At 72.4% G+C, this 17,152-nt stretch carries 13 protein-coding genes and 1 tRNA gene; 7 read left to right on the top strand and 7 right to left on the bottom strand.

What is annotated here, in order from left to right; genetic code table 11:
- Positions 1 to 97: 97 nt before the first annotated feature.
- Together LCH29_RS06830 and soxR are read right to left on the bottom strand one after the other, a co-directional pair.
- Positions 98 to 174 (bottom strand) — tRNA-Pro (locus LCH29_RS06830).
- A 110-nt stretch (positions 175 to 284) separates the two neighbouring features.
- Positions 285 to 758: a redox-sensitive transcriptional activator SoxR gene (gene soxR / locus LCH29_RS06825; RefSeq protein ID WP_446460770.1), complete on the bottom strand. Its 474-nt coding sequence runs from the start codon at positions 756 to 758 to the stop codon at positions 285 to 287.
- Positions 759 to 813: 55 nt separating this feature from the next.
- On the opposite strand from soxR, the gene LCH29_RS06820 reads away from it, so the two are divergent.
- Together LCH29_RS06820 and LCH29_RS06815 are read left to right on the top strand one after the other, a co-directional pair.
- Entirely contained in the window at positions 814 to 1,506 is a 693-nt protein-coding gene (locus LCH29_RS06820) for a transketolase (protein ID WP_446460769.1), read from the top strand.
- A gap of 72 nt (positions 1,507 to 1,578) precedes the next feature.
- Entirely contained in the window at positions 1,579 to 2,529 is a 951-nt protein-coding gene (locus LCH29_RS06815; RefSeq protein ID WP_446460768.1) for a transketolase family protein, read from the top strand.
- Between the two features lie 13 nt (positions 2,530 to 2,542).
- Here the strand turns inward: LCH29_RS06815 and LCH29_RS06810 are convergent, their stop codons facing one another.
- Positions 2,543 to 3,484 carry an alpha/beta fold hydrolase gene (locus LCH29_RS06810; protein ID WP_446460767.1) on the bottom strand — a complete coding sequence of 314 codons (942 nt, stop codon included), beginning with the start codon at positions 3,482 to 3,484 and terminating at the stop codon, positions 2,543 to 2,545.
- A 271-nt stretch (positions 3,485 to 3,755) separates the two neighbouring features.
- On the opposite strand from LCH29_RS06810, the gene LCH29_RS06805 reads away from it, so the two are divergent.
- Positions 3,756 to 6,980, top strand: a complete 3,225-nt coding sequence (locus LCH29_RS06805; RefSeq protein ID WP_446460766.1) for an amidohydrolase family protein — start codon at positions 3,756 to 3,758, stop codon at positions 6,978 to 6,980.
- A 39-nt stretch (positions 6,981 to 7,019) separates the two neighbouring features.
- Here LCH29_RS06805 and LCH29_RS06800 read toward each other — a convergent pair whose 3' ends face one another.
- Positions 7,020 to 7,994 (bottom strand): LysR family transcriptional regulator, encoded by a 975-nt coding sequence (locus tag LCH29_RS06800; protein WP_446460765.1) that lies wholly within the window; start codon positions 7,992 to 7,994, stop codon positions 7,020 to 7,022.
- Between the two features lie 70 nt (positions 7,995 to 8,064).
- Between LCH29_RS06800 and LCH29_RS06795 the strand changes: the two genes are divergently transcribed.
- Positions 8,065 to 9,180, top strand: coding sequence for a TDT family transporter (locus LCH29_RS06795; protein WP_446460764.1), 1,116 nt, complete (start codon positions 8,065 to 8,067; stop codon positions 9,178 to 9,180).
- Positions 9,181 to 9,236: 56 nt separating this feature from the next.
- Here LCH29_RS06795 and LCH29_RS06790 read toward each other — a convergent pair whose 3' ends face one another.
- The 3 genes from LCH29_RS06790 to LCH29_RS06780 form a co-directional block, all read right to left on the bottom strand.
- A complete protein-coding gene (locus LCH29_RS06790; RefSeq protein ID WP_446460763.1) occupies positions 9,237 to 9,974 on the bottom strand; it encodes a helical backbone metal receptor in 738 nt (245 codons plus the stop codon).
- A gap of 105 nt (positions 9,975 to 10,079) precedes the next feature.
- Positions 10,080 to 12,701 carry an ABC transporter permease/substrate binding protein gene (locus LCH29_RS06785; RefSeq protein WP_446460762.1) on the bottom strand — a complete coding sequence of 874 codons (2,622 nt, stop codon included), beginning with the start codon at positions 12,699 to 12,701 and terminating at the stop codon, positions 10,080 to 10,082.
- Complete coding sequence (locus LCH29_RS06780; RefSeq protein ID WP_446460761.1) at positions 12,694 to 13,842, bottom strand: quaternary amine ABC transporter ATP-binding protein; 1,149 nt, start codon at positions 13,840 to 13,842, stop codon at positions 12,694 to 12,696. The genes LCH29_RS06785 and LCH29_RS06780 overlap by 8 nt, the downstream gene beginning before the upstream one ends.
- A 234-nt stretch (positions 13,843 to 14,076) precedes the next feature.
- Between LCH29_RS06780 and LCH29_RS06775 the strand changes: the two genes are divergently transcribed.
- From LCH29_RS06775 to LCH29_RS06765, 3 genes are all read left to right on the top strand, one after another.
- Entirely contained in the window at positions 14,077 to 14,988 is a 912-nt protein-coding gene (locus LCH29_RS06775; RefSeq protein WP_446460788.1) for a 5'-3' exonuclease, read from the top strand.
- Between the two features lie 47 nt (positions 14,989 to 15,035).
- Complete coding sequence (locus LCH29_RS06770) at positions 15,036 to 15,914, top strand: siderophore-interacting protein (protein WP_446460760.1); 879 nt, start codon at positions 15,036 to 15,038, stop codon at positions 15,912 to 15,914.
- 393 nt (positions 15,915 to 16,307) lie between these two features.
- Positions 16,308 to 17,099: an IPT/TIG domain-containing protein gene (locus tag LCH29_RS06765; protein WP_446460759.1), complete on the top strand. Its 792-nt coding sequence runs from the start codon at positions 16,308 to 16,310 to the stop codon at positions 17,097 to 17,099.
- Positions 17,100 to 17,152 lie beyond the last annotated feature (53 nt).

Below are 17,152 nucleotides of genomic sequence, written 5' to 3'. Positions count from 1 at the left end.
ACTACCAGCCGACCGGCCGCCCACCCGGCCCACAACGACGATGACCCCGAACCCAATCGTGGGTTCGGGGTCATTCCGATGTCCTGCGACATCACACTGGTCGGGACGACAGGATTTGAACCTGCGACCCCTTGACCCCCAGTCAAGTGCGCTACCAAACTGCGCCACGTCCCGGTGCTTGTCCGGCTTGGGCTTTCCCCTTGCCGGGCGCGCATGAAGAACAATACCGCACTTCAGGGGGTGCTCGCCTCCACCCCTGGGCAGGGGCTCGGGGCGACCCGGGGTTACGGGGTGTTTTCGGGGGGTGGCGGGGTGTCGCCGAGGAGGTAGCGGGCGCCGGGGCCGTGGGTGGAGGCGGTGTCGGAGGGGTTGTAGAGGGCGCATTTGCGCAGGGAGAGGCAGCCGCAGCCGATGCAGCCGGTGAGCTTTTGCTTCAGGCGTTCCAGGTCGGCGATGCGCTGGTCGATGCGGTGGGTCCAGGTGCGGGCGACGGCGTTCCACTGGGTGGCTGTGGGGGCGCGGTCGGCGGGGAGGCGGGCCAGCGCCGTGGCGGCCTCGCCGAGGGTGAGGCCGACGTGCTGGGCGGCCCGGATGAAGGCGACGCGGCGGAGGGTGGCGCGGGGGTAGCGGCGCTGGCGGCCGGCGGTGCGTTCGGAGTGGATCAGGCCGAGTTCCTCGTAGTAGCGCAGGGCCGAGGTGGCGAGGCCGCTGCGGGCGGCCAGCTCGCCGATGGTGAGGCGGTCGGAGGACGAGGTCATGGACGGCGATGCTAGCGCTTGACTTCAAGTCGACTTGAAGTTGCAGGCTCTCGGTATGACCTCGACCTACACCGACCTTCCGCGGTTGATGAGCCTGATGACCGGCGACGAGAAGCACGGGCCCGCCGCCACCTCCACGCTCGACGCGCTCTGGGTGCTGTACGACCGGGTGCTGCGCGTCTCGCCGGAGAGCGTGGACGATCCGGGGCGGGACCGGTTTCTGCTGTCCAAGGGGCACGGGCCGATGGCGTACTACGCCGTGCTCGCGGCCAAGGGGTTCTTCGCCGACTCGCTGCTGCCGGGGTTCGGCTCGTACGACTCGCCGCTCGGCCACCATCCGGACCGGGTGCTGGTGCCGGGGGCCGAGATCAGCAGTGGTTCGCTCGGGCACGGGCTGCCGCTGGGAGTGGGGACGGCGCTGGGGCTGCGGGCGCAGGGGCTCGACGGGGACGGCGGGCCCGCGGTGTGGGTGCTGATCGGCGACGCCGAGCTGGACGAGGGGAGCAACCACGAGGCGATCGCGTACGCGGGCGCCGCCGGGCTGGAGCGGCTGCACGTGCTGGTCGTCGACAACGCCTCCGCCACCTACGGCCGCCCCGGCGGCATCGCCTCCCGGTTCGAGGCCGCGGGCTGGTCCACGGCGACGGTCGACGGACGGGACCACGACGCGCTGTACGGCGCCTTCACCGCACCGCATCCGGGGCGGCCGCGCGCCGTCGTCGCCCGGGTCGAGGGCAAGGGGGCGTGAGGCCTGTCTCAGTGCATTCCAGCCGTGCTTTTCCGCGCCTTTCGGCTTTTTCCACTTGAAGGGGTTTCTTTCGTGGACACCATGCGTGAACGCTTCGCCTCCACCGTCTCCCGTCTCCTCGACGACGACCCCCGACTGGCGGTCGTCCTGGCGGAGATCGGCAAGGACGGCTTCGCCGACGCCCTGCGCGCCCACCCCGACCGGGTGATCAACGTCGGCATCCGGGAGCAGCTGCTCGTCGGCGTGGGCGGTGGACTGGCGCTGACCGGGATGCGACCGATCCTGCACACCTTCGCCAGCTTTCTGGTCGAGCGGCCCTTCGAGCAGGTGAAGCTGGACTTCGGGCATCAGGGCGTGGGCGGGGTACTGGTGAGCGCGGCGGGGTCGTACGACTGGCCCGCGGGCGGGTTCACCCATATGGCGCCCGGTGACGTCGCCCTGATGGACACCCTCGACGGCTGGACGGTGCACGTCCCCGGCCACCCCGACGAGGCGGAGGCGCTGCTGCGGGACGCGGCCGCGGCCGGGGACGACTCGGTGTACGTACGGCTGTCGGCGCACGCCAACGCGGCACCGCGGGCCATCACCCCGGGGCGGTTCCTGACCGTGCGGGAGGGGCGCGACGGGGTGGTGGTCGCGGTCGGGCCGATGCTCGACGGCGTCCTCGCGGCCGTCGAGGAGGGCGAGGGGCTGGACGTGACCGTGCTGTACGCCACCACCGTGCGCCCCTTCGACGGGCGCGCGCTCCGGGCCGCCACCGGCGCGGCCGCCACCGGCGCGGATGGCGCCGGTACGGTCGCCGCCGGTACGGACGTCGTGCTCGTGGAGCCGTACCTCGCGGGTACGTCGACGGCGGCCGCGAACGACGCCCTCGCCGACGTTCCGCACCGGGTGCTCGGGCTCGGCGTCGCCCGGCGCGAGCTGCGGCGCTACGGGACGATGGAGGAGCATCTGGCGGGGCAGGGGCTCGATCCGGGGTCGTTGCGTGGGCGCATCGCCGGTTTTCTGAGCAGGAGGCGGTGACCGGCGGCCCGGCTCAGAGGTGTTTGTCGAGCCAGTCCAGGAGGTCCTGCTGCACCTCGTCGCGGTTGGTCTCGTTGAGGATCTCGTGCCGGGCGCCCTGGTAGCCCTTCCAGGTCAGCTCCCGGGTGCCGCCGTAGCGGAAGTCCTCCAGGAGCTCGTAGACCAGGGTCATCCGCTGGTTGCAGGGGTCCTCGGTGCCGACCGCCAGGTGGACCGGGAGCGCGTCCGGGATACGGGCCTGGTGGCGCGGGTCGTTGATCTTGCGGACGGCGCGCAGCCAGTCCAGGGAGAGCCCGGCGCTGAAGGGGAAGCCGCAGTGGTCGTCGGCGGCGTAGGCGGCGACCTCGGCCTGGTCCCGGGAGAGCCATTCGAAGCCGGTCCCGAACTCGTACGGGTCGTTGAACGAGGCGAAGAGCGTGGGGAGGAAGGTGGACAGCGCGGTACGGCCGCGGTCCGCGATCTCCCGCTCGATCTCCGCCATCGCGCCCTCGATCTCCGCCCCCGGCAGTGAGCGGAAGGTGCCGGAGAGGATGAGCCCGGCCAGTTCCCCGCCGTACTCCTGGGCGCAGTCGCGGGCCAGCATGGAGCCCATGCTGTGGCCGAGCAGGGCCAGCGGCGCTCCGGGGTGGTCGGCGCGGGCGCGGTCGCCGATGGCGCGCAGGTCCGCGACGATGGCCCGCCAGCCGTCGCCGTCCTCACCGACGACCCCGAGGCCGCCGGTGGACTCCGCGGTCGCCCCGTGGCCGCGGTGGTCGGAGGCGACGACCGCGTAGCCGTGACCGGCCAGGAAGCGGGCGAACCGGTCGTAGCGCCGGGCGTGTTCGGCGGCACCGTGAGCGATCTGGACGATCGCTCGCGCGGGGCTCGACTCCGGCTGCCAGGTGTACGTCGCGACGCGCGCGCCGTCCGGGGCGGTCAGGTGGTCCGTGCGGTGGGTGATGCCGCCAGCTGGCATGCGTATCCGTCTCCTGGGCCGTCGGGATGGTGCCCTCGTGACGAGGGCGGAATCCCACTCTCCCCTCGCCGGGCCGCCAAGCCAAGGCCATGGACGGGTGTTGTCGGCGGTACGGGCGGGTGGCTTGCGCCGGTACGGGCCGGTGTTGACGTAAGCCCGACAAGGTGCTGACGGGGTGTTGACCGCGAGCACGGGCGGTGTGTAACGATCAAGCGCTTTCCGTACCACCCGCAACTCCTGAACCGTGCAATTCCCTGTACCAGGAGGATCGTTGGCTACATACGAAGCACCTGACGCGGCGTCCGACGAGACCCCGTCCCCCTTCTCCCGACGGCGCTTTCTCCAGGCGGCCGCCGCGGGCACCGCCGTCGCCGCCGGAACCGCCGCACTGCCCGCCGAGGCGGTGGCCCAGGCCGCGGCCCGGGCGGAGGCGCGGCGGGTCTCGCTCTCCTTCACGGCGGCCACCAACGGCGCCGCGTCCCTCTCCCCCTCCGGCGACCGGCTGATCGCCGAGGTCCAGAACGTGCTGTGGTCCGTCCCCCGCAAGGGTGGCGACGCCGTCGCACTCACCCCGCCCGATCTGGAGCCCACCCGTCCGGTCCACTCCCCCGACGGGAAGCTGCTGGCCGTGTGCGCGTACCGGGGCGGCGGCTTCCACATCTGGACGCTGCGCCCCGACGGTTCCGGTCTGCGGCAGCGCACCGACGGGCCGTGGGACGACCGCGGTCCCGCCTGGTCGCCCGACGGCACCCGGATCGCGTTCGCCTCCGAGCGCGGCGGTGATCCGGTGGCGGGGAGCCCGTACCGGGTGTGGGTGCTGGACGTGGCCAGTGGCGAGCTGACCCGGCTGACCGGGCTCCCCGGCCAGGACGGGCCGCTCCAGGGCGGCGCCTGGGAGGACTTCGACCCCACCTGGTCCCCGGACGGCGAGCGCGTGCTGTTCGTGCGCGGCGTGCCCGGCGCGACCGCGCTGGACGCCCGTACGGTGGCCTCCGTACGGGCGGACGGCACCGGGCCGGTGACGGTCGAGCGCACCGATCCGACCACGGGCGCCCAGGTCATGACGCCGTCCGTGTCGGCGGGCGGCACGCTCGCCTATCTGCGCACCACCATCGCCCCCGACGCGTCCTGCACGCTGGTCGTGGACGGTACGGCGGTCGCGGTCGAGGGCGATGTGCAGCCGGTGCCGCCGCGGTGGGTCTCGCGCGAGGAGCTGCTGCTGACGGTGAGCGGGCGGTTCCGGCTGGTGCGTCCCGACGCACCGGCCAAGGGCGAGGTGATCCCCTTCGCCGCCACCCTGCCCGTCGACCGGCCCCGGTACCGCGTCAAGCGGTACGACTTCGAGGGCGGCGGGGCGCGCCCGGTGCGCGGACTGCATCTGCCCGCGCTGTCGCCCGACGGCCGCAAGGTGGCCTTCGCCGCGCTCAACTCCCTCTGGGTCGCCGACGTCTCGGGCGGCCGCGCCCCGCGCCGGGTCGTCCGGGCGGACGCCACCCGGTATCTGCTCGCACCCACCTGGACGCGCGACGGGGGCGCCCTGGTGTACGCCGACGACCGCGACGGGCTGCTCGCGGTGCGCCGCCGGGACCTGGCCTCGGGCGAGGAGAAGGTGCTCGCCTCCGGCGGCCGGGTGCACCCCGCGCTCTCCCCCGACGGCAAGCGGCTCGCCAGTATCGACATGTCGGGAAACCTCGTCGTACGGGACCTCGATGCCGGTACCGACAAGGTGCTGGCCGCGCCGATGGGCGCGGGCGGGCTGCCCGGACGGCCGACCTGGTCGCCGGACGGCCGCTATGTCGCGCTGTGCGACCGCAACCGGCTGAACCAGAGATTCCGCGAGGGCTACAACCTCATCCGGGTCGTCGACACCGGCAGCGGCACCGCGAAACTGCACGCCGTCGCGCCGCACACCTCCCTGACCGACCGCTATGACTCCGGCCCCGTATGGTCCCCGGACGGCCGCCACATGGCGGTCGTCGCCGAGTCCGCCCTGTGGCTGCTGCCGGTCCGGCCGGACGGCAGCCCGGACGGCGAACCGCGCCGGCTGACCGACGAGGCGGCCGACCATCCGTCCTGGTCCGCGGACTCGGGCAGCATCCTGTATCTGTCGGCGGGCAGGCTGCGGCTGCTGGACGTCGCGAGCGGTGACGCCCGTACGGTGCGCATCCCGCTCGACCACCGGCGCCCGCGCCCGGCGGACACCGTGGTGCACGCCGGAAGGTTCTGGGACGGTACGGGCGGGGGCGGCACCGTCCGCGAGGACGTCGACATCGTGGTGCGCGGCGGGCGGATCGCCGCCGTCGAGGCGCACCGCGGCGGGCGGCACGCGAAGCGCCGTGTCGACGCGTCGGAACGTACCGTCGTGCCCGGGCTGTGGGACGCCCACACCCACCCGTGGCAGTACACCTACGGCGGCCGCCAGACCGCGCTCCAGCTCGCGTACGGCATCACCACCGCCGTCTCGTTCGGCGGCTTCGCCTACGAGCAGGCGCGGCTGCGGGAGGCCGTCGCGGCGGGCGCGCTGGCCGGGCCGCGGCTGCTGGCCACCGGGGAACTGCTGGACGGGCCGCGGGTGGCGTACAGCATGGGCCGGGCGCACCGCACCCGGGAGGGGCTGCGGCGCTCGCTGGACCGCGCGGCGGCGCTCGACTGGGACTTCGTCAAGACGTACGTCCGCGCCCCCGGCTGGATCATGGAGGAGGCGGCCCGCTTCGCGCACGACAAGCTCGGGGTGCGCTCCGGCAGCCATCTGTGCACCCCCGGCATACAGCTCGGTCAGGACCTGACGACCCATCTCCAGGCCACGCAGCGGCTGGAGTTCGGGCATGTGACGACGGGGACGGGGCGCGCCGAGCAGGATGTGACGGAGATCTACACGGCCTCCGACTTCCGGCTGATCGCCACGCCGTTCGCCGCCCAGCCGCTGGTCGGCGCGGACCCCTCGCTGGCCGAGGACGACCGCGTCACCCGGCTGATGCCGCCGTGGGACACCGCCCTGGTGCGGCAGCTCGCCGGAGCGCCGCCGACCGACGCCCAGCTGGCCACCCTGCGCACGGAGATCGGCATATACCGGCGGATCCTGGCCGGTGGCGGTGTCGTCGCCCTGGGGACGGACCAGCCGCTGGCGCCGGTGGGGCTCCATCTGCACGTGGGGCTGCGGGCGTTGCACCGGTTCGGGATGTCGCCCGCGGAGGCGCTGCGCACGGTGACCGTCCTCCCGGCGCGGGCGTTCGGCGCCGACCGGGACCTGGGCACCCTGGAGGTCGGCAAGCTGGCGGACCTGACGGTCGTGGACGGCGATCCGTTCACCGACTTCGACTCGATGGTACGGACGGTGTCGGTGCTGCGGGGCGGGGTGCCGTTCGAGCAGCGGAAGCTGGTCGAGGCGTTCCCGGCGCCCGCCGGTGCCCGTGCGGCGCAGGGGCGGTCGGCGGAGCACTGGCTGGAGGTCGGGCGGCAGTTGCGCCGCGACGGGTGCTGCGACCTGCACATCTGACGGACGCATCAACGTCCGCGAGTCAGCGCCGGGCCCGGCTCAGACGGTGGGAGCCGGGCCCGGTCGCGTCAGGCCGAGCAGGTCGCGGGCCGGTCCGGTGGGGTGCGGGCCGGACGGCCAGACGGCGCGCAGGTCGCGCCGGAGCGGGATGTCCGGGACCGCGATCTCCACCAGGCGGCGGGCCGCCAGCTCCTCGCCGACGGCCAGGCGGCTGAGCACCGCGGGGCCCGCCCCGCTCACCGCGGCCGCCTTGACGGCGGTCGTGGAGGCCAGCTCCAGCAGGGGCGCGGCCAGGCCGCCGTGGGCGGCGAGGGCGGCGTCCAGCACCTGCCGGGTGCCGGAGCCGCGCTCGCGGAGGATGAGCGGTGTGGCGGCCAGTTCGGCGGCGTCGGGCGGGGTGCGGCGGCGGGCCCAGGGGTGGCCGGGGGCGGTGACCACCGTCAGGCGGTCGTGGCCGATGACCGCGCCGTCCAGCCCGTTCGGGGTGTCCAGGCCCTCGACGAACCCGATGTCCGCCTCGCCGTCCAGCAGCCGCCCGGCGACGGCCGCCGTGTTCCCGGCGAGCAGCGAGACGGCGGTGTCGGGGCGCAGGGTGCGCAGGGCGATCAGCCAGCCGGGCAGCAGATACTCGGCGATCGTCATGCTGGCGGCGACCCGCAGCCGGGAGTCGCGGCGGTCGCGCAGCGCGTGGACGCCCGCGTCGAACGCCTCGGCCGCCTCCACCACGCGCCGCGCCCAGTCCGTGACGAGCGCCCCGGGCGCGGTGAGCCGGGAGCCGCGCGGCGAGCGGTCCACGAGCGCGACGCCCAGCCGCCGTTCCATCGCCCGGATCCGGCTGCTCGCGGCGGGCTGGGTGATGCCCAGCTCCCGGGCGGCGCGGCCGAGACTGCCGAGCCGGGCGACGGCGAGCAGCAGCTCCAGCGCACCGAGGTCGGGGACGCGGTACGCGAGGGGGGTGGGGTGCGCCGGGCCCTCGTCGCCGGGGGTGGTGCGCTTCCGGCGCTGGTCGCTCATAAAGTCAGCTTATGCCCTCATAGAGAAGACGGGCCTGGTGGGAGCCGCGGCAGCGGGCGAAGGTGCGTTCATGGTCACTGCCGCGCCCGCCCCGCCCCTCCCCGCCACCGCCGTCCGGCATCGCCCGCCCCGGCCGTCCGTACGCGGCCTCGGCCCGAACTGGTACGCCACGGTGATGGGCACCGCCATCGTGGCCACCGCGGGCGCCGGGCTGCCGGTGCGCGCCCCCTGGCTGGGCGGCGTGTGCCGGGTGGTGTGGGGGCTGTCGGTGCTGATGCTCTGCGCCGTGCTGGCCGCCCGCGCCGCGCACTGGGCGCGCCATCGCGACCGGGCCCGCGCCGATCTGCTCGACCCGGCGGTCGCGCCCTTCCACGGCTGCCTCCCCATGGCGCTGTCGGCGGTCGGCGCGGCGACGCTGTCGGTGGGCGCGGGGGTGATCGGCGTACGGGCGGCGGTGGCCGTGGACGCGGCCCTGTGGACGGCCGGAACGCTCACCGCCCTGCTGACGGCGGCCGGGATCCCGGCCCTGATGGTGCTGCGGCACCGGATCGGCCCCGGGGAGGCGTCCCCGGTGTGGCTGCTGCCGGTGGTGGCGCCGATGGTGTCGGCGGCGACCGGTCCGGCGCTGGTGCCGCATCTGCCGCCCGGGCAGGCGCGGGAGGCGCTGCTGCTGGGGTGTGTGGCGCTGGCCGGGGCGAGCCTGCTGGGGACGTTCCTGATGCTGCCGCTGATCTTCGACCGGCTGGTCCGCCACGGTCCGCTCCCGGCGGCGCTGACGCCCGCGATGTTCCTCGTGCTGGGCCCGCTCGGGCAGTCCACGACGGCCGCGGGCGGGCTGGCCGACGCCGCGGCGTACACGCCGGGGGTGCCGGAGGCCGCCGCCCGGTTCGCCTCGGTGGCGTACGGGGTGCCGGTGATGGGGTTCGCGCTGCTGTGGCTGGCGTCGGCGGCGGCGCTGGTGGTGCGGACGGCGCGGCGCGGGATGCCGTTCGCGATGACCTGGTGGGGGTTCACCTTTCCGGTGGGCACGTGTGTCACGGGGACGGCGGCGCTGGCCCGGCACACCGGTCTGCACTCGCTCGGCTGGCTCGCGGTGGGGCTGTACGCCGCCCTGGTGGCGGCGTGGGGGCTGGTCGCGGCGCGCACGGCGCTCGGCCTGGCGCGCGGCACCCTGCTCGCGCCCTGAGCCCCGCCCTCACCACGCCCTGAGTCCGGCTCACCGCGCCCTCCTGGGCCCGGTCCTCACCGCGCCGCCGCCAGCGCCGCGCCCAGCACGGCGGGCGCCTCCGCCAGCGAGGGGCCGTACCAGGTCAGATGGCGGCCGCTGACGAGCGCGGCGGGCAGTCCGGGGAACGCCTCGGGCCCGTCGTCGGCCGTGAAGAGGTACGGCTCGTCCGGCAGCACCACCAGCTCCGCGCCGCTCCCCGTCAGCTCGTCGATCGGGATGCGGGGGTAGCGCTCGGGGTGCTCCGCGTAGAGATGCCGTACGCCCAGCCGGGCCAGCAGATCCCCGGCGAAGGTGTCCCGGCCCAGCACCATCCACGGCCGCCGCCATACGGGAACCACGGCCCGCCGCTCCGCTCCGGCGGCCCGGACGTCCGCCCAGGCGGCCTCGGCCTCGTCCAGCCAGCCGGGCCGCGGCAGCCCGCAGCCGCGTACCAGGACCCGGTCCAGCTCGGCGAACGCCTGCTCCAGCGTCCGTACCTCGGTCACCATCACCTCCAGCCCGGCGGCGCGCAGCGCGGCGAGGTCGGGGGCGCGGTTCTCCTCCTCGTTGGCGAGGACGAGGTCCGGGGCGAGGGCCGCGATCCGGGCGGTGTCGGGGTTCTTGGTGCCGCCGACGCGCTCCGCGCTCAGCCCGGGCGGATGGCTGCACCAGTCGGTCACCCCGGTCAGCAGATCGGGCGCGGTGGCGGCGACGGACTCGGTGAGCGAGGGCACGAGGGACACCACGCTGCGTACGCGGGCACGAGTACTCATCGCCCCACCGTACGGCGCCGGCCCCTGCGAACGGCCGCCGCCGCGGGCCGGAGCGATGGGCTCCGGACCGCGGCGGCGGATGGTGCTACAGCGGGGCGACGGGGGTCACGGGTTGACCGGCGCCATCTTGTCGACGATGCCGGGGTTGGCGTCGATCCACTTCTGGACGCCCTCCTCCTCGTTGCCCTTGCCCGCGTCCTGCACGGCCTGCTCCAGCGTGGCCAACTCCTTCTCGGTCATGTGCCACTTCTTCAGCCACCCGTTGAACTCCGGGAACTTGCTGGGGAAGGACTTGTGAGCGAGCGTGTGGAGCTGGTTGTTGGCCCCGAAGGCCTTCTGCGGATCCGCGAGCTTGGTGAGCTTGTACTTGCTGTACGCCCAGTGCGGGGTCCACAGAACGACGGCCACCGGCTCCTTCTTGGCGTAACTGCGCTCCAGCTCCGCCAGCATCGCCGGGGAGGAACCGTCGGAGACCTTGTACTCCTTGTCGAGGCCGTACGCCTTCAGGACCTTGCTCTTGAGGATCTTCATCTCACCGGTGCCCGGTTCGATGCCGACGATCTTGCCCTTGAAGAGGTCGGACTTCCCCTTGAGGTCGGCCAGGGACTTCACGTCCTTGACGTACGAGGGGACGGCGATCTCGAGAGAGGTCTTGTCGTACCACGCCCCGACATCGACGAGATTCTTCTTGTATCTGTCCCAATACTGTTTCTGCGCGACCGGCAACCAGCCGTCGAACTCGACGTCGATCTGCCCGGTGCTCATCCCGGTGAACATCGAGCCGACGTCGTACTGCTTGATCGACGGCTTGTAGCCGCGCTTCTCCAGGATGTTCTTCCACAGGTACGTGGTCGCGATGTCCTCGTCCCACGGGAAGTAGCCGATCTTCGGCGCGGCGCCCGCGTCCTTGCCCTTCTGATCGGCGCCGCCGGGCACCGGGGCGAGCTTGCTCGCGATCCCCGGGTTGTCCTTCAGCCAGGCGCGCACGCCCTGCTGCTCCTTGCCCTTACCGGCGTCCTGGATGGCCGACTCCAGGCTGGTGAGCTGCTTCTCGCTCAGCTTGAAGTTCTTCATCCACTTGGCGATCTGCGGGTTCTTCTTCGAGAAGCCCTTGCGCGCGATCGTGTCGATGTGGTCGCCCTTACCGAAGGCGCCCTTGGGGTCCTTCAGCTTGGTGAGCTTGTACTTGTCGTACGCCCAGTGCGGGGACCACAGGGTGACCGCGATCGGCTCCTTCTTGGCGTAGGAGCGCTCCAGCTGGGAGAGCATCGCCGCGGTGGAGCCCTTGACCAGCTGGTAGTCCTTGTTCAGGCCGTACCCCGGCATGACCTTGTCCTGCATCAGTTTCATCTCACCGGCGCCGGGCTCGATGCCGATGATCTTGCCCTTGAAGGTGCCGGACTTGGACTTGAGGTCGTCGAGGGACTTCACGCCCTTGACGTACGAGGGGACCGCGACCTCCAGGGAGGTCTTGTCGTACCAGGAGCCGAGGTTCTCCAGCTTGTCCTTGTACTTCGCCCAGTACGCGGCGTGGGTGGCCGGGAGCCAGGCGTCGGTCTGCATGTCGATGTTGCCCGCGGCCATGCCGGTCCACAGGGCGCCGACGTCGTACGACTGCACCTTGGGCTTGAAGCCGCGTTCCTCCAGCAGCTCCTTCCACAGGAAGGTGGAGGCGACGCCCTCGTCCCAGTTGATGTAGCCGAGGTTGACGGACTGGCCCTTGCCGACGTTGGCGGAGACGGCGGGGCCGGTGTCGTTGTCGGCGAACATCTTCATGCCGCCGGCGACCAGCGCCAGGACGACCACGCCGACCATGGCGACCGAGGTCGCGGGCCGCCAGTGCAGCACCCGCGATCCGCTGAGCGCCTTGGCCCGCTCCTTGGCCAGCGCGCGGCGGGCCAGCGGGGAGACGCGCTGATTGAGCGCGCTGGTCATCCGGTCCAGGTACATGGCCAGAATGACCACCGCGATGCCGCCCTCGAAGCCCATGGCCACGTCGACGGAGCTGATCGCCTGGAAGACCGTGGAGCCCAGGCCCTCGGCGCCGACCATGCCCGCGATGACGACCATGGACAGCGCCAGCATGATCACCTGGTTGATGCCCGCCATGATGGTGGGCAGGGCCAGCGGCAGCTGGACGCGCAGCAGGGTACGGCGCGGATGGGTGCCGAAGGCGTCGGCCGCCTCGACCAGCTCGGCGTCGACCTGGCGGATGCCCAGCTCCGTCATGCGGACGCCCGGGGGCATCGAGAAGATGACGGTCGCGACGACACCGGGGACGACCCCGAGGCCGAAGAAGAAGATGCCGGGGATCAGGTAGACGAAGGCGGGCATCGTCTGCATGAAGTCCAGCACCGGGCGGATCGCCGCGCTCACGGCGCGGTTGCGGGACGCCCAGATGCCCAGCGGCACCGCGAACACGATGGTGATCGCACCGGCGACCAGCACCAGCGCGAGGGTGTTCATCGCCTCGCCCCACAGCTCGATCGAATCGATGAGCGCGAAGCCCGCGAAGGCGAGGACGGCGGGCAGCAGGCCGCGCAGCCACCAGGCGAGCACCGCGAGGATGCCCGCGAGCAGCAGCGGCTCGGGCGCGCTGAGCACCGAGTTCACTCCGTCGTACATGCCCTGCACGACGGAGGAGATGAAGTCGAAGAGCCAGCTCAGGTTGTCACGGAGCCAGTTGACGCCGGAATTGATCCAGTCGCCGAGTTCGAGCCTAGGCACCGGTGATCACCTTCTTCGCGGACTCGGGCGCGTCCCCGCCGCCGGGTGACGGCGGTGTCGCACCGTCGCCGCCGGTGTCCCCGTCACCGAGGGCGGCGAGCAGCCGGTCGCGGCCGATGACGCCGACGAGGACGCCGTCGCCGTCGGTCACCGCGACCGCGGTGCCGCTGCGCGAGCAGGGGGTGAACAGCTCGACGATCGGGGTGTCGGTGCCGACGGTGGCGGGGGCGGCGGCCAGCACGTCCTGCTCGGTGCGCAGCGTCGTGCCGTCGTCGGCGGTGGTGCCCAGTACCTCGTCGGGGTCGGACATGATCGCCCCGGCGGTGAGCACCCGGGACCGGTCGACGTCCTGGGTGAAGGAGGCGACGTAGTCGTTGGCCGGGGTGACCAGGATGTCCTCGGCGGTGCCGATCTGGACGATCCGGCCGTCACGCATGACGGCGATGCGGTCACCGAGGCGCATGGCCTCGTTGAGGTCGTGGGTGATGAAGACGATGGTCTTCTTGAGCCGCTTCTGGAGCTGGACCAGCTGGTCCTGCATATCGCGGCGGATCAGCGGGTCGAGCGCGCTGAAGGACTCGTCCATCAGCAGCACGTCGGCGTCGGTGGCCAGGGCGCGGGCGAGGCCCACGCGCTGCTGCATACCGCCGGACAGCTCGTCGGGCCAGGACTTCTCCCAGCCGGCCAGGCCGACCATCTCCAGGGCCTCGGTGGCGCGCTTCACGCGCTCCTCGGCCGGTATGCCCTGGACCTCCAGGCCGTACCCCGCGTTCTCCAGCACCGTGCGGTGCGGGAAGAGGGCGAAGTGCTGGAAGACCATGCTGATCTTGTGGGAGCGCACCTGGCGCAGATCGCGCGGGCTGAGCGCGGTGAGGTCGTCGTCGTCGAAGAGGACACGTCCGGCGGTCGGCTCCAGCAGCCCGTTCAGCATGCGCAGCAGCGTGGACTTCCCGGATCCGGACAGACCCATGACGACGAATGTCTGGCCCGCCTCGACCGCGAAGGAGGCATCGATGACCGCAGCCGTCGTACCTTCCGCCCGCAGTTTCTCGCGGTCCGCACCGCCCTCGAGATCGGCTACCGCCTCATCGGGTCTTCTGCCGAACACCTTGTACAGGCCTTCGGCTCGCAGTTTGGACACATATACCTCTCATATCGCACCAAAAAACGACCCGCCACCCCCGCCGGCAGGTCGTGGAACAGCACGGCACCGGGACCGTATGCCCTACGCATTAGTTGAAACATGCAAGGGCCTCGCTCCGGGGGCGCACCTGCCCCTCTCCTTATGGCGTAAACCATACGGTGACCCAGCTCACATTCCCAGTCCGGGAGTGTCGCCGGCGTACGGCATTATCGAGATGTGACCCGACGCCTGATGCTTCTCGATACCGCTTCTCTGTACTTCCGCGCCTATTTCGGGGTGCCTGATTCGGTCAAGGCCCCCGACGGCACTCCGGTGAACGCCGTGCGCGGACTGCTGGACTTCATCGCCCGGCTGGTCCAGGACCACCGGCCGGACGATCTGGTGGCCTGTATGGACTTCGACTGGCGGCCCGCCTGGCGGGTCGAGCTGATCCCCACCTACAAGGCGCACCGGGTCGCCGAGGAGGCCCCGGAGGCGACCGCGGTCGACCGGGAGGAGGTTCCGGACACCCTCTCCCCGCAGGTCCCGGTGATCGACGCGGTGCTGGACGCGATCGGCATCGCCCGGGTGGGCTCGGCGGGCTACGAGGCGGACGACGTGATCGGCACGCTCGCCGGGCGCGCGACCGGCCCGGTCGACATCGTCACCGGCGACCGCGACCTCTTCCAGCTGGTCAGTGACGAGCGCCGGGCGCGGGTGCTCTACCCGGTCAAGGGCGTCGGCACGCTCCAGCTGGTGGACGAGGCGCTGCTGCGCGAGAAGTACGGGGTGGACGGCGGCGGATACGCGGATCTGGCGCTGCTGCGCGGCGACCCGAGCGACGGCCTGCCGGGCGTTCCCGGGGTCGGCGAGAAGACCGCTGCCAAGCTGCTGGCCGCCCATGGCGACCTGGCCGGGATCATGGCCGCGGTCGACGACCCCGGCTCCAAGCTCACTCCCACGCAGCGCAAGCGGCTGGACGGGGCGCGGCCGTATCTCGCGGTCGCCCCGAAGGTCGTCCGGGTCGCCTCGGACGTCCCGCTGCCGCCGTTCGACGCGGCCGTGCCGCGGACGCCGCGCGATCCGCGCGCGGTGGACGCGCTCGCGGAGCGCTGGGGACTGGGTGGATCCTTGCGGCGGGCGCTCTCCACCCTTGAGGGATAAAGTGTTAGGTTAGCTTAACCTAACTACTATCGATCAAGGAGCCCGCCATGGCAGACCGTCCTGCCCGTAAACGTCCGCGGCCCCACCGGGCGCAGGTGATACGCACCGACCGGCTGACCCCCCACATGGTGCGGGTGGTGCTCGGTGGCGACGGTCTTGCCGAATTCAGCGCCGGTGAATGGACCGACCACTACGTCAAGCTGCTGTTCCCCGCCGAGGGCGTGGCCTATCCCGAGCCGTTCGACCTGGAGCGGATCCGCGAGGAACTCCCGCGCGAGCAGTGGCCGGTCACCCGTACGTACACGGTGCGGGCCTGGGACCCGGCGGCCCGCGAGCTGACGCTCGACTTCGTGGTCCACGGCGACGAGGGCCTGGCCGGACCGTGGGCGGCCCACGCGCGGCCCGGCCAGGAGATCTACTTCCAGGGGCCGGGCGGCGCCTACGCCCCGCACGAGGACGCCGACTGGCATCTGCTCGCCGGGGACGAGAGCGCGCTGCCCGCGATCGCCGCCGCGCTGGAGCGGCTGGCCCGCCGGCCGCGGGGCGCGGACGGGCCTGTCGTGCACGCCTTCATCGAGGTCGAGGGGCCGGAAGAGGAGCACGAACTGGCCGTTCCGGACGGGGCCGAGGTGGTGTGGCTGCACCGGGGCGCCGCGCCGGTCGGCGAGGCGCTGGTGGCGGCCGTCCGCGGGCTGGAGTTCCCGGCCGGGCAGGTGCACGCCTTCGTGCACGGCGAGGCGGGCTTCGTGAAGGAGATCCGCCGCTATCTGCGGCTGGAGCGCGAGGTGCCGCGCGAGTGGCTGTCCATCTCCGGCTACTGGCGGCGCGGCCACAACGAGGACGGCTGGCAGGCGTCGAAGCGGGAGTGGAACCAGCAGGTGGAGGCCGAGCAGGAGGGCCAGGCACCCAAGGAGGCGGCCGCATAGGGCCACACCGCACACACATACGGCGGACGGGTGGACGGCAATGGACCGTCCGCCCGCCCGTCTTCTCTTCGGTGGGGGCGTACGACGGCGGAGAAAATCCGTTAACAAGTTTTAACCCTACTTACACATGAATTCCCGGTTGCTCCAGTTCCACCTTCCGGGCCCTTCACTCGATGGCTTAAATCGGAAGCAGCGAGATGGACGGCGCCCCTCGAACTCGGCGCCGAGTCGCTTCATCCCGAAGACCCGCCCCCAGGCGCCGGCCCCGAGGCCACGGGTCTTTCACCCGCCCTTCCCGCGCACCGGGACGTCCTCCGCGGTCGCGGAGCGCGTCAGCCATCGGCCTGCTCTCCGCGCCTCCCGGCGCAGCGGCTCCATCGAAGGAGAAGGATCATGGCAACCATCACCTCGTTGGTGGACACCACGACCACCACCAACCAAGGCAAACCCGGGGACACCGTCCAGATCAACGGCACCGCGATGTCCACCACCACCAGGGTGAACTTCGGTGCGGCAACGGTCACCCCGACCGGCGTCACCGCCACCCAGGTCACCTTCGTCGTGCCCAGCACGGCACCGTGCTCCGGCCAGGTCTCCGTCAGTGTGACCAGCAATACCGGCGCCACCAGCAACGCGCTGCCGTTCTTCGTCATCGCCGCGCCGACGACCACGGCCCTCAGCGTCAGCTGCCTGCCGGCCGCCACGGGTGGCGCGGCGACCCTGTTCGGCACCAACTTCCTGACCGGCACGCAGGTCGGGGTGGGCTCCATCGGCAACGTCGCGGTCACCCCCACGCAGACCAACCAGGTCACCTTCACCGCCCCGGCCAACCCGGGTCAGGTCGCCGACGTGTCCACCCAGGCGGTGACCATCACCACGGCGGGCGGCACCAGCACGTCGGGCACCACCCTGGTCGACTACTACCTCACGCCCGCCATCACCACGGTGGCTCCCACGACGGGCACGGCCGGAGACGACGTCACCATCACCGGCACCTCCTTCGTCGGCGTCGACACCGTCACCTTCACCGACAGCGCCGCCGCCACCGCCACCGCGGTCTTCACCCCCATCAGCGGCACCCAGCTCGTCGCCACCGTGCCCGGCGGGCTCGCCACCGGCGCCGGGACGATCACGGTCGACACCTGCGGCGGGACCTCCAACGCCGTGGCCTTCACCATCACCTGACGGCCGGGGACGACCGAGCGCCGACAGCGTCACCGCACGTCGCCCGCCCTGGC

It is taken from the genome of Streptomyces sp. BRA346 (genome assembly GCF_052851135.1).
This window is presented reverse-complemented; position numbering and strand designations above follow the sequence as displayed.

Bases quoted from the DNA above. Each gene is read 5' to 3' on its own strand.
- soxR (WP_446460770.1), bottom strand. From the start codon at position 758: ATGACCTCGTCCTCCGACCGCCTCACCATCGGCGAGCTGGCCGCCCGC.
- LCH29_RS06820 (WP_446460769.1), top strand. From the start codon at position 814: ATGACCTCGACCTACACCGACCTTCCGCGGTTGATGAGCCTGATGACC.
- LCH29_RS06810 (WP_446460767.1), bottom strand. From the start codon at position 3,484: ATGCCAGCTGGCGGCATCACCCACCGCACGGACCACCTGACCGCCCCG.
- LCH29_RS06800 (WP_446460765.1), bottom strand. From the start codon at position 7,994: ATGAGCGACCAGCGCCGGAAGCGCACCACCCCCGGCGACGAGGGCCCG.
- LCH29_RS06795 (WP_446460764.1), top strand. From the start codon at position 8,065: ATGGTCACTGCCGCGCCCGCCCCGCCCCTCCCCGCCACCGCCGTCCGG.
- LCH29_RS06790 (WP_446460763.1), bottom strand. From the start codon at position 9,974: ATGAGTACTCGTGCCCGCGTACGCAGCGTGGTGTCCCTCGTGCCCTCG.
- LCH29_RS06775 (WP_446460788.1), top strand. From the start codon at position 14,077: ATGCTTCTCGATACCGCTTCTCTGTACTTCCGCGCCTATTTCGGGGTG.
- LCH29_RS06770 (WP_446460760.1), top strand. From the start codon at position 15,036: ATGGCAGACCGTCCTGCCCGTAAACGTCCGCGGCCCCACCGGGCGCAG.
- LCH29_RS06765 (WP_446460759.1), top strand. From the start codon at position 16,308: ATGGCAACCATCACCTCGTTGGTGGACACCACGACCACCACCAACCAA.